Origin of the sequence: Bacillus sp. AY2-1 (genome assembly GCF_008368965.1) — a bacterium.
Taxonomy (GTDB): domain Bacteria; phylum Bacillota; class Bacilli; order Bacillales; family Bacillaceae_G; genus Bacillus_A; species Bacillus_A thuringiensis_S.
Genome location: NZ_QPEL01000072.1, coordinates 1 through 15,149 on the forward strand (window position 1 = coordinate 1; position 15,149 = coordinate 15,149).

Consider the following 15,149-nt stretch of genomic DNA (forward strand, 5'->3'; position numbering starts at 1 on the left):
CAATAAATACTATTTAAATTGAGATGTTTGGTAGGAGGAAAAGGAATGTTAAATAAAACAATTTTAATTACTGGTGGTACAGGTTCGTGGGGGCATGAACTTATAAAACAACTATTAGAAAAATCACCGAAAGAAATTAGAATTTTTTCAAGAAATGAAACGGTTCAGTTTGAAATGCAGCAACAGTTTATAAATGATGAAAGGTTAAAATTTATTATTGGAGATATTCGTGATAAAGATCAACTAGTCTATGCTTGCCAAGGTGTACATTATATATTTCATCTTGCAGCTTTAAAACACGTTCCAGTATGTGAGTATTATCCTTATGAAGCTATAAAAACCAACATACATGGTACGCAAAATGTAATTGAAGCCTCTATACAGATGCGAGTTGAAAAAGTTATATATGTTTCAACGGATAAAGCAGCTGATCCATCAAATACGTATGGGATGACAAAAGCAATTGGTGAAAAATTAATGGTTCATGCGAATATACAAACGAAGAAAACAAAATTCATTTGTGTTCGTGGTGGAAATGTTTTAGGGACGAGTGGAAGTGTAGTACCGCTTTTTAAACAACAAATTAAAAAATCTTCACAAGTAGGGATTACCGATGCGAATATGACTAGATTTTTCTTAACAGTTGAAGATGCTGTTGGATTGTTATTTAAAGCCGTATATCAAGGTAGAGGCGGGGAAATCTTTGTTATGAAAATGCCGGCATGTAAAATAACAGATTTAGCAGAAGTGTTAATTGAAGATTCAGAAAAAAGGAACGTTAAGGTAAAAGAGGTAGGGATAAGACCAGGTGAAAAATTAAGTGAAATGCTTTTATCTGAGGTAGAGAGTAAAACAAGTATAAGTTTTGATCAAAATTATTTTGTGGTACTACCGACCATTCCTATAGAAGGACTTCAAGAATATTATTCTAGCTATCCGCTAGTGGATGTGAAGAGTTTTAGTTCTCAACAAGACTTACTTGCAAAACATGAGGTGAAACAAATGCTATTAAAAGGAGGATTTTTGCGATGAAAAAAAATGCGAGCCTTTTAATAACTGGTGCAAATGGTTTTACAGGACGCCATGCTTGCCAATATTTTTTAGAGCAGGGCTTTCATGTAATTCCCATGTTTCAAAATCGTGCACATAGAGAAAAAATTAGAAATGGTATTACTTGTAATTTAACTAATAAGAGCGAAGTAATAAAGGTAATGAAACAAATAAAGCCAGACTACGTATTGCATTTAGCAGGAAGGAATTCGGTCATAGAATCTTGGACATCTGCTCTTGAATATATAGAGATTAACGTAATAGGAACGTTATATTTATTAGAAGCAATTAAGCAAGAAGCATCGCATTGTAGAACATTAGTTATAGGATCTGCTTTGCAAGCAGATAGTATGGACGAAATGAAAATTTCAAATCCATATAGTTTAAGTAAAACGATGCAAGTCATTATTGCAGAGGCTTGGGGAGAATTAATGGATTCAAATATTATCATTGCAAAGCCTTCAAATTTAATTGGTCCAGGGGTATCGAATGGCATTTGTTCGATTCTCGCAAAGAAAATGATAGATATAGAATCAGGTAGAAGTAAAGCTATTATTGAAGTAAACAGTTTGAAAGATAGTAGAGATTTTCTAGATGTACGTGATGCGGTTAAAGCGTATCATGTGTTATTACGAGATGGAATAAATGGAAAACAATATAACATCGGATCAGGAGTAAAACGATCTTTATTAGATGTACTAGAACAATATAAAGAATTAACACAGCTAAATTTTTTTATAGAGGAAACAGAGAAAAGTGGGAGCGACTCAAATGAGAGTTTAGTAATAGAGGAAATAAAAAGGTTAGGTTGGGTCCCAGAAATTGAATTTCATCAATCATTAAAAGATGTACTTGAGTATGCGAAGTGTAGTGACATCTGCATTCAATGAAAAACAAAAAAGGGTGTAAGAAATATATGAATGGTTATGAAGTAATAGATAATCAAAATACGCTATTTCTTTCAATTGTTGATACGCTGGACTGGAAAGATGAAGAAGCGCATGTATTGCGTCTTTATGAGGCAATACATAAATATCAAGCGTATGTAGAAGAAAAAAGGGTTAATCGAATAAAGTCAGCATTAGAGACCGAAACTAGGTATGTGATTCAAATCTTTGCTCAATATGAGTGTAGTGAGTATGGAAATGATTTTTATGAACTCATTAAAGATCTTTTACAAGATATAGAGGTGGAGTTAAAGATTTATATAAAAAATAATAAGTTTATTTACATTTAAAAGGTAAATATAAAGCTAGATTTTTAATAATAAAGGTGGGTATAAGTTATGAGCAAAACGATTCTTTTTACTGGGGGCGGTACAGCCGGACACGTTATGATTAATATTGTATTAATTCCTAAATTTATAGAGCAAGGATGGAGAGTCGAGTATATTGGATCCAAAAATGGAATTGAAAAATCATTAGTGAAAAATGTTAAATACAATAGTGTTTCAACGGGCAAGCTTAGGAGATATTGGGATTGGGAGAATTTTAAAGATCCTTTTAAAATTATAAGCGGTTGTTTACAAAGTTATAAATTAATTAAGAAAACAAAGCCTGACGTTATCTTTTCAGCAGGAGGATTTGTTTCAGTTCCTGTAGCTATAGGAGCATGGTTAAATCGTGTGCCTATAATTATACGTGAACCAGATAGCACATTAGGACTTGCCAATAAAATAGCATTACCTTTTGCTACAAAGCTATGCACAACATTTCCTCAGACAGGAGAAAATGTAAGTAATGAGAAGAAGGTTTATGTAGGACCGATTGTAAGGGAAGAAATTGAGAAGGGTAACGTATTACGAGGAAGAAGATATTGTGAATTTCAACAAGATAAACCAGTGTTATTAATTATGGGTGGGAGTCAAGGTGCTAAATGGATAAATGATATGGTAAGGAAATGTTTAGATACAATACTATTAAACTTTAATATTATTCATATATGTGGTAAAGGGAAGGTAGACCCATCTATTGGCATGGAGGGGTATATGCAATTTGAATATATAGGAGACGAGTTGCCGCATATACTAAATATGGCAAGTGTTGTAGTTTCCAGAGCGGGTTCTACTGCTATTTCTGAATTGTTATTTTTGAAGAAACCGATGTTGCTTATCCCGTTAACTAACAGTTCCAGTAGGGGAGATCAAGGTTTAAATGCTGAATATTTTTCACGGCAAGGATATGCGGAAGTAATACTCCAAGACAGAGTAAATACGAATACATTTATAGATGCAGTAAATAAGTTGTATACAAATCAGGAGAAATATATTCAAAACATGAATGAATATAAAAAAACAAATGATGAGGGGATTCATCAATTAGTAGATATAATAAATGATGTGGTGAAGTAATAGAAATGTAAATGGAAAAACAAAAGGAAAGAAGGTATCTTCTTTCCTTTTTACTATATTTGTTCAAATTTATTGTTAGTTATTCCAATTAGCTATGTAATATGGGTGAATGCCGTTTTCTAATAGCTCAGTAAATGCATCAATATGAATAGGCTTACTGTAATAATAACCTTGAATAAACTGACATTTATTTTTTTGAAGGAAATTTACGTGCTCTTTCGTTTCTACACCTTCAGCAATGACAGACATTCCTAGTGTATTTGCTAATGTGATGATTGTTTTAATAATTTCCATTCCATCATCACATGTTTCAGACATTGTAATAAATTCTCTCGGAATTTTTAATGTATCAATTGGATATAAAGGTAAGTAGGCTAGCGAAGAATAACCTGTACCAAAGTCGTCGATTGAAATGTGAATCCCTAGACTTTTTAGTGTACGCAGTTTTATCAATGTTTCTCGTTCATCCATCATTGCAATTCGCTCTGTTAATTCAAGATCAAGAGAGCTTGCTGGTAAACCTGTATTTGTTAAAGTAGAAGAAATAGACCTTACAAAATCCTCTTGTTCAAATTCTTTAGCAGATAAATTTACACCTATTTTTAAATGTGAATATCCGAGTCCGTGCCAACGTTTCATTTGCTTACAAGCCTGCTCTAATGTCCATTTTCCTATTGAAATAATTTGTAGTGTTTCTTCTGCAATCGGAATAAACTCGTATGGAGAAATAATACCTAATTCAGGATGATTCCACCTAATTAAAGCTTCTGCACCGATGATTTTATTAGATTCACTATCAACTTGAGGTTGATACAAAAGGAACAATTCTTCATTTTGTAGTGCGTTTGGTAAATCTTTTTCTAATCGTAATCGTCTTTCAATTTTTTTAGCGATTACATCGTCATAAATAGAGAGAGAGTTAAGTTCTTTTGCTTTTGCATCATACATTGCAACATTGGCGTTTTTCAGGAGTGTAGCGGTATCGATTCCGGAATGTGGATAAATAGCGATGCCGATACTCAGTGATAAAGTTAATTTATGCTCATGTATGATAAATGATTTTTTCATGCATTCAAATAATTGGTTACATAATTGGAATAAGTAATCTTCGTCAGTATAGTTTTCAATTATGATTGTAAATTCATCGCCACCGATTCTTGAAAGATGAGTATGTGATGGAAGACATGATTGGAATCGCTTTGCTACTTCTTCTAATATGTAATCTCCTGACGAATGTCCAAGTGTATCGTTAATTGCTTTAAAGCGATCTAAATCTAAATATAATAATGCAAACTCGCTTTCTGCTATTTTAGCATTTTTTATAACTCTCTTTAATTTTTTATGAAAAAAGGCACGGTTCCCAATTTTCGTTACTGTGTCATGGAATGCTAAATATTTAATTTCTTCTTGCTGTTTTTTTAGTGCAGTAATATCTTTCACCATAATATAGCTTCCTGAAATTTGTCCGTCTATTATAATAGGAATGATTGTAACGTATAAAAAATAAGTAAAGCCATCTTTATATTGAGAACTAAGTTGTAAGGATGCCGATTCTTGTTGTTTCACTTTCTCTAATGCCAATGCTAGCTTATGCTTATCTTCATCTAAAATAATCGAAAAACAAGTTTCACCTAGTAACTCATCCGTTGGTGCACCAAGTAGTACACTCCCAGCCTTATTTACATTTAAGAATATTCCATTTAAATCAATGGTGAAAATAGGGTCAGGATGATATTCATATAATGATTTAAACTTTTGTTGTTTTTGAGAAAGAGCCTCTGATTTATGAACTAAATCAGACGTCCGTAAAGTAACTTTTTCTTCTAGTTGGGCATTAAATGCCTGCAAACGTTTTGTTAAGGAATTGTTTTGCATACGTACGATAGAATGACGAATGAGTACGAAAATAAAAGTAATACAATTTCCTGTAATGAGAGTTGAAGATGATGTTTGTTCTTTTAATGTAAACCCGATTAGTATTGCAACAGCAAGATAGGGAAATACAACTAAAGCTTTTTTTCCTATTATAGGGTTTACAATGAAATAATTTTTATGGCTATTATGATCTTCTGGAATAGAGCCAGCTATTGCAATAAGTAATATAGGTATTCTATATAAAAGACGTAATAATGTTATCGTTTCAGTTGATAAGTGGTTATTTAAGTAAAAATAAATATAGTTAAAAGTTGCAGAACTTATTAATACAAAAATAAAGATATAAATTTTCCGTTTGGATTTAAAAATTGTTGGACGGAAAAAGAGACTAACACCTAGCAGCAGAAATAATAAATCTGCAATTGGGTATAAAAATGAAAGGAAAACATCTCCTAGTGAAAGAGAGAATATATTTAAACTTGGTTGGTTAAATAAATACCATTCTAATGTAAATATGGAAGTAAGCACTATGCATATATCACAAATAAAGAACGCTTTTTCCCATTTATTGCATTCCTTTAAAATTTTATAGCAGAAAGCGATAAGACAGAAAAATAGAAAAAACATGTAAAATACATCAGAAACAGTAAAACGATGTATTGGAATTTCGAAGAAGCTATCCTGATATGTATATACTATTTTCCCTAATAAAAAACTACCAATTGCTATTGTAATACATATCCAAAACGGATTTGAACTGACTTTTTTAGAATATATAGAGTAAATCAGTGATACAAATGTAATGGCTTCAACGATAAGTGAAGCGAAGCGTACATCTGAATTTGAAAAATGAGTAGGGAACAGATAGAAAAACATAAAATAGATTGAATAGCATATTAATGTCCCAATTAATATACATAATTGTAAATTTTTATTTAATTTCAATGAAATCACCTTCTTTAATTATGTACTATGTTCGTTATATCTATACATAATAATATTATTTAAGAATTGTATCAGATTTCCTTATAAAAATCATGTTTATAAGGAAAGTGTTAAATAGTGTAAGTATTCTTAAAGTTAAAAAAACATTGTGGTTGATAGTATAGACTGTATCAAGATTTTAAATAGAAATTGTATATTTAGTCATCCTTTGAATTGTAAAGTTTTTTTAGTGATTTGTAAGTGGAGATGCAAAATTGCATATAAAATGATGAGGATTTTTTAGGCGAGATTTTTATTTTAAATCTGAAAATTAACATTTGTGAAAATATAGGGGAAGGATATAAAATAAGAACGTGTATTCTTACAGAGTGGATAGTATTGCCACTAAATAGGGAGGTTTTTTTATGATATATCGAATTAAAGATGCAGAAATATACTATGAAATTGTGGGAGAGGGTAAACCGGTCATTATCATACATGGCTGCGCCCCTGATCATAGGTTAATGATGAAATGTATGGAATCAGTATTTCAGAAATATGAAGGTTATAAGCGAATATATATTGATTTACCTGGTATGGGGAAATCGAACGCTCCAAATTGGATAAATAGTTCAGATCGTATAGTAGAAGTGCTTATCACATTTATTGAGGAAATCATTTCTACTGAAAAATTTTTATTGGTAGGAGAATCATATGGAGGCTATTTAGCCAAAGGTATACTTACAAAGATGTTTGAGAGAGTTAGCGGATTACTATTAGTATGTCCTGTTGTTGTAGCGGAGCCAGAAAAAAGGATTCTTCCAGATAAACAGGTAATTGTACAAGATGAGGAATTTTTAAATACGCTTACTTCCACGGAAAGAGAGAAATTTTGTGAGTTAGCTGTAATAGCAAATGAATATACATATACGCGATTTAAAGAAGAAATTAAGCCTGGGTTAGATGTTGCTAATTATGAATTTATTGAAAGGTTGCAAAAGAATTACTCTCTTACTATGGATTTTCAGCGTGAAAAATATGAAAAGCCCGTTCTTTTACTGACTGGAAGACAAGATATATCAGTAGGTTATCAAAATATTATAGAAATTATTGAAGAATATCCCAGGGCAACATTAGCAGTGTTAGATATGGCAGGGCATAATTTGCAAATTGAGCAGCCTGAATTATTTGAGAGTTTAGTAGGAGAATGGATTAGACGAACAAATCAGCACATTTTATAAAGTATTTTAGTATTACACTTAAGTGTTGAAATGGGATAAATGAACGTGATGTATTAACTAATAAACAATTTTAAGGAGAAATTATGAGCACATATATTTATATGGTTAGACATGGTGAATCACCAAAACTAGAAGGAAATGAAAGAATGCGCGGGTTAACTGAGAAGGGACGTATGGATGCCCGTAGAGTAACTGACATATTAAAAGCGGAGAAAATTGATACTTTTATTTCCAGTCCCTATAATCGGGCTATGTTAACGATAGAGGAGTCAGCTAATTTCCATGAAAAAGAAATAGTAGTATATGAAAATCTTAAAGAGTGTATGTTTTCAAGTGAGGGTCAGGTTATATCAGACAAAGAGGTGTATCCACTTGTACAGAAGATGTTCTCTAATCCGGACTTTTCACGAACGGAAGGAGAGTCATATGCAGATTGCCAGAGAAGAGTAGTGAAAGTATTAAAAGAAATCTTAATAGATTTTCAAGGACGCAAAATTGTAATTGGTACACATGGGCTTGTCATGACATTAATGATGAACTATTTTGATAAACAATATGGTTTTGAATTTTTAATGAATACGTCAAAACCGGATATATATAAGATGGAGTTTAAAGAAGAACAATTAATGAATGTAGAGAGATTATGGAAAGCGGAATAAAATTAGTTGCATGGATTTTGTTGTAAAAGTTACTTTTATAGCAAAGTCTTTTTTTGAATAGAAAGCATCTTTATCAACTATTTTTAGAATGTTAAATCAATAAGTAATTATTCAGTATTTGAATAAATTATGGGAGAATTGGTTTAGGGAAACAATTTTAAATGTGTCAAAACTCCAAACGTTGGATTTATATTCAATAGGAGAAAAAGATGTAGAATTTTGTCTTACAGTCCCCGTTTACTTTTCATTTCATTACATATAGGCTTTGTGGTGTAAGGGGGACATCACCTTTACGCAAAATCTATAAGGAGGTCATTGTAATGAAACAGATTAAAAAGTTTGCGGGAGTTGCTTTAGCGGGGACGATTGGATTAAGTGGACTACTGTTTTTAGAACCAAGTGTAAGCGTTGCGGAAGCACAGCAAGTGAAAGTGGAAAATTTCAATACAATTGATGTAACGATGGATCTAAATGAATTGTATGTATTAAGTGGCAGAAGTATTGATATTCTTTCTGGAGATAAAGAAGCAATTCAGTTAAATAAATACACAATTAGTTTTAATAAACCTGGGAAGTATGTGATTAAAGTAAATGGTTGTATTTATGATGATGTATATACTTTTATTGTGAATGAGTAGTATATATTCTTAAATTGCGAGATAAAAACAGAAACACCCTATTTGCGGCGGGAGTCGTAAATAGGGTGAATTTATTTGCATTAAGCTGTACTTTAAATATGTTCACTAATTTTCTTTTTGTTATGTAAAGTATGTAAAAGTGTTTGAAACATCTTAAATGATTGCTGAAAGATTGGACTTTGAATAAAGGTGTACAGAAAAGTTACGATGAAAACAGGACCGCCTAGCATAAATCCAACAACTAGTACAATACATTCTACTATGATTCTAGCACGGCTAATAGAAAGTCCTGTTTTGTCGGAAATAGTAAGCATGAATCCATCACGGGGGCCAGCGCCAATCCCAGCTGCAACGTACATCCCTCCCCCGATACCTGTAATGGCAATACCAGAAAATAAAATGAGTAAGTTTATCCATAAATAATTACTAGCGTCTGGAAGCATGTTTGATTGTAAGAAAAAGTCCATAATGGGACCGATAAGTAGTGCATTCAAAAATGTACCGACATTTATATATTTTCGATCTACTAGTAAAGATATTAGAACGAGACATAACCCACATATGACACTCCACGTACCAATGGTCCATCCAAACTTTTGGTAGAGAGCCATATTTAAAACTTCCCAAGGGTGCAAGCCTAGAAATTTAACTTTGACCGCAAGAGCATTTCCAAGGCCAAAGAAAATTAATCCTAAGAAAAAAAGAAAATAGCGAAAGAGAGTTAGCCTCATCTTTAAAACCTCCCATATTTTATAATTATGTATGTTACCTGTTACGGTTTTAATGTACAAATATTATGTCTTTTTATCATTCGTTTAAAAATGTTAACAATGTAAATGAAATATGTATCTTCACAGTCAAAAAAGTTAAAATATTTCGTTTTAAGGATTATAATGGAGAGAGAAACGTAAAAGGGAGTGAATGAACTTGAAACAAGAACTTATTGAAAGATTTACGAGATATGTAAAAATTGATACGCAATCAAATGAAGAAAGCCATACAGTACCAACAACACCAGGACAAATTGAGTTTGGTAAGTTATTAGTGGAAGAGCTAAAAGAAATTGGGTTAACAGAAGTAACGATGGATGATAATGGCTATGTAATGGCAACACTTCCAGCTAATACGGACAAGGATGTTCCTGTAATCGGATTTTTAGCTCATTTAGATACGGCAACAGACTTTACAGGGAAAAACGTCAAGCCACAAATTCATGAAAATTTTGATGGTAATGCAATTACGTTAAATGAAGAGCTAAATGTTGTGTTAACACCAGAGCAGTTCCCGGAATTACCATCATATAAAGGGCATACCATTATTACAACTGATGGTACAACACTTCTAGGAGCAGATGATAAAGCTGGTCTTACAGAAATTATGGTTGCAATGAACCATTTAATACATAATCCGCAAATTAAGCACGGGAAAATAAGAGTAGCATTTACACCGGATGAAGAAATTGGTCGTGGGCCAGCGCATTTTGATGTAGAAGCGTTTGGTGCATCATTCGCTTATACGATGGATGGAGGTCCATTAGGTGGTTTAGAGTATGAAAGTTTTAATGCTGCAGGTGCTAAGTTAACGTTTAACGGAACGAATACACATCCTGGAACAGCGAAAAATAAAATGCGCAATGCAACTAAACTGGCTATGGAGTTTAATGGGCATTTACCAGTAGAAGAGGCGCCAGAATATACAGAAGGCTATGAAGGATTCTATCATTTACTTTCTTTAAATGGTGATGTTGAGCAAAGTAAAGCGTATTATATTGTTCGAGACTTTGATCGTGAAAATTTTGAGGCACGTAAAAATAACGTTAAAAATATTGTGAAGAATATGCAAGAAAAGTATGGTGAAGATGCAGTCGTCTTAGAAATGAATGATCAATACTATAACATGCTTGAAAAAATTGAACCGGTAAGAGAAATTGTTGATATTGCATATGAAGCAATGAAAAGTTTAGACATTGAACCAAATATTCATCCGATTCGCGGAGGCACAGATGGATCACAATTATCATATATGGGATTACCGACGCCGAATATTTTCACTGGTGGTGAAAACTATCACGGTAAATTTGAGTATGTTTCGGTAGATAATATGGAAAAAGCCGTTCAAGTTATTGTAGAAATTGCAAGACGTTTTGAGGAGCAAGCTTAAAAAAGAACCAAGTAGTACGAATGTGCTACTTGGTTCTTTTAATATAGTACTCGCCATAAATAAAAAGTTGCATAAGACTCCCAATTAGCCCAGTTTGCCGCGAAATCTTTTATTTCATTTTTAGTCGGTTTATTTTCGGAACCTGTTATAAATTTAATTGCATTATGCAGACCAACATCATCAATTGGAAAAGCTGAAGGAAATCTTAAACAACGCATTAAAACATAGTTGGCAGTCCATGGGCCTATACCATGGATAGCGGTTAATTGTTTCTCAGCAACCTTTACATCTTGTGTTTGCAGTAAATCCTCTTTTGATAGTTTTCCCTCTGTAATAAGCTTCGCAATACCGATTAAATATTCACATTTTCTAGTCGTCATTTTTAATTGTTGGAGATCTTCTACATGTAGATTTGCAATTGTTTCAGGTGATGGGAATATCCAATGCTTTCTACCGTCCCATTCTACATAACTTCCAAATTGCTCAACTAATCTTCTTTTTAGCGTATAAGCATATGATAGGTTAATTTGTTGACCGATAATTCCCCAGGAAAGTGCCTCAAATAAGTCTGGAATACCTAAAGTACGAAGGCCATAATATTGTTCAATTGGTCCTTGAAGGAGTAAATCATGTTTAGCTAATGTATAAAAGGGGGCTAAATCAGTAGTTAAATCAAACCATTCTTTTACATAGTTAGCTACAGCTTCACGTATCGATTTTTCAGATGTGTATGATTCTTCTAAACAAAGTATTTGAATATTGCCATCTGTATTCACACTAATTTCAACTAAAGGATTTACATCTTGAACAGGGATAACTTTATAAATTTTGTTATCTTCAATATGGAACATACATTCATTGTTAGAACGTGATAGATAACGTAAATTTTCTTGGAAACAAAATTCTTTTGGAACTGCTATAGATAATGCGCTATTATATTCTGCTGTCATATGAATTCCACCTGCAACTTTTCTAATGTAAGCAATTTTTTCTTCATTTCTAATCCACCCCTAAATCCGGTTAGTTTCCCATTCTTCCCAATAACGCGGTGACAAGGAATGGTAATAAGAAGAGGGTTAGCAGCAATAGCAGAAGCAACGGCGCGCACAGCTTTAGGTTTTTGAATTCTTTCAGCAATTTCTGTATAAGAATAGGTCTTTCCATAAGGAATTTCACGTACCGCATTCCAAACAGATGATTGAAAATTAGTTCCATAAGCATCGATAGGGAATGTAAAAGTTTCTCGCTTGCTTTCTAAATATTCGATAATTTCTTTCGTATATATTTGCAAGTAATCTGGACTATGGATCAATATATGTTGGGGCAGTTTTTTTCTAGCCCATATATTTAATTCTTCAAAGTTTTCGTCTTGTGATCCAATGAAACATAGTCCATTTTCAGTTGCAGCAATATGAAATCGCCAATTTTTATGTGTAAGTAGCGTCCAATATATATAATTATTTTTGTAGGAATTCATTATCGTATCCCTCTTTCATTTCGTTCTTTTTTCGATATTCAGTAGGAGTAAATCCGGTTTTCTTTTTAAATAAAGTTGCGAAATACTCTGGGTTTTCTATCCCGACAGCAGTACTAATTTCTTTAATAGATTGATTTGTGTGTAAAAGGTATTCGGTTGCTTTAAGAACCCTGAATTGTTGTATATATTCTATAGGAGTTAGCCCTATTATTCTTTTGAAAGTACGCTGTAAATGAAAAGGGCTACCATGACACATTTCCGCAAGCATGTCGAGAGTTAAGGATTCGTCATAATGCTTTTCGATATAGTCTTTAATTTGTTCTACCCACTCTTCATTAGGTAAAGTGATCCCGTTTGGCTTACAACGTTTGCACGGGCGAAAGTTTTCACTTAATGCTTGTTCTGCATGATGAAAAATTCGTACATTGTTTCTATTCGGTATTCTTGATTTGCATGATGGCCTGCAAAAGATTCCAGTTGATTTCACAGCATAAAAGAATTTGCTATCATAGGAAGAATCATTATGAATAATTGCATGCCAATACTCACTCGTTAATGTTAACCCTTCATTGTGCAAAAACATCACCTCTGAAAGTAGTATAACCTGAATAAAGTGCGTATGTACGTATTTACAAATGTAAGAGCAAGATTACAAAGATGAACATATGATTGTTTTTCTATTTTGTGATAGCATGAACTTTGAAAGTGAACATCAAGAGGAGGACTATAAGTGAAGTTAATTTCATGGAATGTAAATGGTTTACGTGCAGTTATTGCAAAGGGTGGATTTTTAGAATATCTCGAAGAATCTAATGCAGATATATTTTGTCTGCAAGAGATTAAATTGCAAAGTGGCCAAATTGATTTAAATCTAGAGGGATATTATACATACTGGAATTACGCTGTGAAAAAAGGGTATTCGGGAACGGCTATTTTTACAAAAAAAGAACCGCTTTCTGTTACATACGGCTTAGAAATTGAAGAGCATGATCAAGAAGGGCGACTTATTACATTAGAATTCGAAGATTTTTACATGATCACGTTATATACACCAAATTCAAAACGTGGATTAGAACGATTAGATTACAGAATGAAATGGGAAGATGATTTCAGATCCTATATCAAACGATTAGATGAGAAAAAACCAGTTATTTTTTGTGGAGACCTAAATGTTGCTCATAAAGAAATCGATTTAAAAAATCCAAAAAGTAATCGTAAAAACCCTGGATTCTCCGATGAGGAACGAGAGAAATTTACATGTATTTTAGAAGAAGGATTTATTGATACGTATCGTTACCTTTATTCTGATCAAGAAGGTGCATACTCGTGGTGGTCGTATCGTATGGGCGCGAGAGCGAAAAATATCGGATGGCGTTTAGATTATTTTGTTGTTTCGGAAAGAATGAAAGACCAAATAACAGAAGCGAAAATTAATAGTGAAGTAATGGGATCAGACCATTGTCCAGTTGAATTACATATAAATTTCTAAAAAAAGAAGTATCTCCCTAAAATCAGGCGGATACTTCTTTTTTTAATTCAGTTTGTTAAAATTTTTCAAATCATTCTTGAAATAATTTCATATTAAATATATACTTAGTAACGATAATCATTATCAGTAGAAACGGTTATCAAGTGATGAAGGTGTAAAAGAATTATAGTCTAGGGGAAGTGAACGTGAATGAGTTCTGGATAAAATTATTAATCTAATGAAATATATATTTGAGACAAGGTTCATATAGTTAAATTTTATTGAGAATATAGTTTGAAAATTCGAGAGGAGACATATAAAGATGAACAAGAAATTATTTACTTTAGGGATGGTTACAGTTTTAAGTGTAGGTTTAGCGGCATGTAATAGTGCGGATAAAACTTCAGGCGAGCAAAAACAACAGACAAAAGCTACGGAAACGAAAAAAGATGAAAAACGAAAAATTACATATTTAGGTAAAGAATATACAGTGCCAGCAAAAGTAGATAAAATTGCGACAGCTAGTTTAGAGTCAATGGAAGATGCGGCGGTACTTGGAATTAAACCAGTTGGTGCCATTACTGTAGGTGGTAAATTACCAAAATACCTTGAAAAAGAGTTAGAAGGTGCGAAATCTGTTGGTGAGAAAATGCAACCAAATTTCGAAACATTACTACAATTAAAACCAGATGTTATTACATCGAGTACGAAATTCCCAGCAGAAACAGCTGAAAAGTTTACGAAAGTAGCTCCTACATTCCCGGTATCACACGTTTCAACAAATTGGGAAGATAACTTAAAGTTAATGGGAGAATTAACTGGTAAAAAAGATAAAGCAGAAAAAATTATTAAAGACTACAATTCGGACGCTGAAAAAGCAAAAGCAAAACTAGGAGATAAGTTAAAAGATAAAAAAGTACTTGTCATTAGATTAAGAGCAAACGAATTATTCTTATATCCAGATGGAGTATACTTCAACCCTGTAATTTATAAAGATCTTGGACTAACTGCTCCAGAACAATTGAAAACTGTAAAAGCACAAGAGAAAATTTCATTTGAAAAACTTGCTGAACTTAACCCAGATTATATTTTCTTACAATATGAGGCAAGTGAAAATAAAAACCCGAAAGTGTTAGAAGAAATTGAAAGTAATCCAATTTGGCAAAGTATGAATGCTGCGAAGGAAAAGAAAGTATTTGTAAATGTTGTAGATCCAATGGCACAAGGTGGTACTGCTTGGAGTAAAACAGCATTCTTAAAAGAAGCAGTGAAAAATTTATCTAAATAATACAATAAGTAAGGTGCGT

At 32.6% G+C, this 15,149-nt stretch carries 15 protein-coding genes; 10 read left to right on the forward strand and 5 right to left on the reverse strand.

What is annotated here, in order from left to right; genetic code table 11:
- Positions 1-45 precede the first annotated feature (45 nt).
- The 4 genes from DN403_RS18090 to DN403_RS18105 are packed head-to-tail and all read left to right on the forward strand — an operon-like array spanning position 46 to position 3,400.
- Positions 46-1,032 carry a UDP-N-acetylglucosamine 4,6-dehydratase family protein gene (locus DN403_RS18090; RefSeq protein ID WP_000932978.1) on the forward strand — a complete coding sequence of 329 codons (987 nt, stop codon included), beginning with the start codon at positions 46-48 and terminating at the stop codon, positions 1,030-1,032.
- A complete protein-coding gene (locus tag DN403_RS18095; RefSeq protein ID WP_000739090.1) occupies positions 1,029-1,940 on the forward strand; it encodes an SDR family oxidoreductase in 912 nt (303 codons plus the stop codon). Before DN403_RS18090 ends, DN403_RS18095 begins: the two co-directional genes overlap by 4 nt.
- Positions 1,937-2,287, forward strand: a complete 351-nt coding sequence (locus DN403_RS18100; RefSeq protein ID WP_002082318.1) for a DUF6572 domain-containing protein — start codon at positions 1,937-1,939, stop codon at positions 2,285-2,287. Before DN403_RS18095 ends, DN403_RS18100 begins: the two co-directional genes overlap by 4 nt.
- Before the next feature lie 48 nt (positions 2,288-2,335).
- The gene (locus DN403_RS18105; RefSeq protein WP_000047566.1) at positions 2,336-3,400 is read left to right on the forward strand and encodes an undecaprenyldiphospho-muramoylpentapeptide beta-N-acetylglucosaminyltransferase; all 1,065 of its coding nucleotides are present in this window, start codon (positions 2,336-2,338) and stop codon (positions 3,398-3,400) included.
- Between the two features lie 75 nt (positions 3,401-3,475).
- Here DN403_RS18105 and DN403_RS18110 read toward each other — a convergent pair whose 3' ends face one another.
- A complete protein-coding gene (locus DN403_RS18110) occupies positions 3,476-6,220 on the reverse strand; it encodes a sensor domain-containing protein (protein ID WP_000773541.1) in 2,745 nt (914 codons plus the stop codon).
- A 404-nt stretch (positions 6,221-6,624) separates the two neighbouring features.
- On the opposite strand from DN403_RS18110, the gene DN403_RS18115 reads away from it, so the two are divergent.
- The 3 genes from DN403_RS18115 to DN403_RS18125 all read left to right on the forward strand — a co-directional run bounded on the left by DN403_RS18115 (position 6,625) and on the right by DN403_RS18125 (position 8,737).
- A complete protein-coding gene (locus DN403_RS18115) occupies positions 6,625-7,440 on the forward strand; it encodes an alpha/beta fold hydrolase (protein ID WP_000640338.1) in 816 nt (271 codons plus the stop codon).
- Between the two features lie 83 nt (positions 7,441-7,523).
- Positions 7,524-8,099 carry a histidine phosphatase family protein gene (locus DN403_RS18120; protein WP_000109172.1) on the forward strand — a complete coding sequence of 192 codons (576 nt, stop codon included), beginning with the start codon at positions 7,524-7,526 and terminating at the stop codon, positions 8,097-8,099.
- A 320-nt stretch (positions 8,100-8,419) separates the two neighbouring features.
- Positions 8,420-8,737, forward strand: coding sequence for a hypothetical protein (locus tag DN403_RS18125; protein WP_000809494.1), 318 nt, complete (start codon positions 8,420-8,422; stop codon positions 8,735-8,737).
- Between the two features lie 92 nt (positions 8,738-8,829).
- Here DN403_RS18125 and DN403_RS18130 read toward each other — a convergent pair whose 3' ends face one another.
- A complete protein-coding gene (locus DN403_RS18130; protein ID WP_001241258.1) occupies positions 8,830-9,468 on the reverse strand; it encodes a YczE/YyaS/YitT family protein in 639 nt (212 codons plus the stop codon).
- A 196-nt stretch (positions 9,469-9,664) separates the two neighbouring features.
- Between DN403_RS18130 and pepT the strand changes: the two genes are divergently transcribed.
- Positions 9,665-10,897: a peptidase T gene (gene pepT / locus DN403_RS18135; protein ID WP_000807013.1), complete on the forward strand. Its 1,233-nt coding sequence runs from the start codon at positions 9,665-9,667 to the stop codon at positions 10,895-10,897.
- Between the two features lie 38 nt (positions 10,898-10,935).
- Here the strand turns inward: pepT and DN403_RS18140 are convergent, their stop codons facing one another.
- Genes DN403_RS18140 through DN403_RS18150 form a run of 3 tightly spaced genes read right to left on the reverse strand, consistent with a single transcriptional unit; the run spans position 10,936 to position 12,951 of the window.
- Positions 10,936-11,847: a DNA-3-methyladenine glycosylase 2 gene (locus DN403_RS18140; protein ID WP_000123502.1), complete on the reverse strand. Its 912-nt coding sequence runs from the start codon at positions 11,845-11,847 to the stop codon at positions 10,936-10,938.
- Positions 11,844-12,374 (reverse strand): methylated-DNA--[protein]-cysteine S-methyltransferase, encoded by a 531-nt coding sequence (locus DN403_RS18145; protein ID WP_001089834.1) that lies wholly within the window; start codon positions 12,372-12,374, stop codon positions 11,844-11,846. Before DN403_RS18145 ends, DN403_RS18140 begins: the two co-directional genes overlap by 4 nt.
- Complete coding sequence (locus tag DN403_RS18150; RefSeq protein ID WP_000551298.1) at positions 12,355-12,951, reverse strand: bifunctional transcriptional activator/DNA repair enzyme AdaA; 597 nt, start codon at positions 12,949-12,951, stop codon at positions 12,355-12,357. The genes DN403_RS18145 and DN403_RS18150 overlap by 20 nt, the downstream gene beginning before the upstream one ends.
- 153 nt (positions 12,952-13,104) lie before the next feature.
- Between DN403_RS18150 and DN403_RS18155 the strand changes: the two genes are divergently transcribed.
- A complete protein-coding gene (locus DN403_RS18155) occupies positions 13,105-13,863 on the forward strand; it encodes an exodeoxyribonuclease III (protein ID WP_000767606.1) in 759 nt (252 codons plus the stop codon).
- 301 nt (positions 13,864-14,164) lie between these two features.
- Entirely contained in the window at positions 14,165-15,130 is a 966-nt protein-coding gene (locus DN403_RS18160; RefSeq protein WP_001035504.1) for an iron-hydroxamate ABC transporter substrate-binding protein, read from the forward strand.
- Positions 15,131-15,149 lie beyond the last annotated feature (19 nt).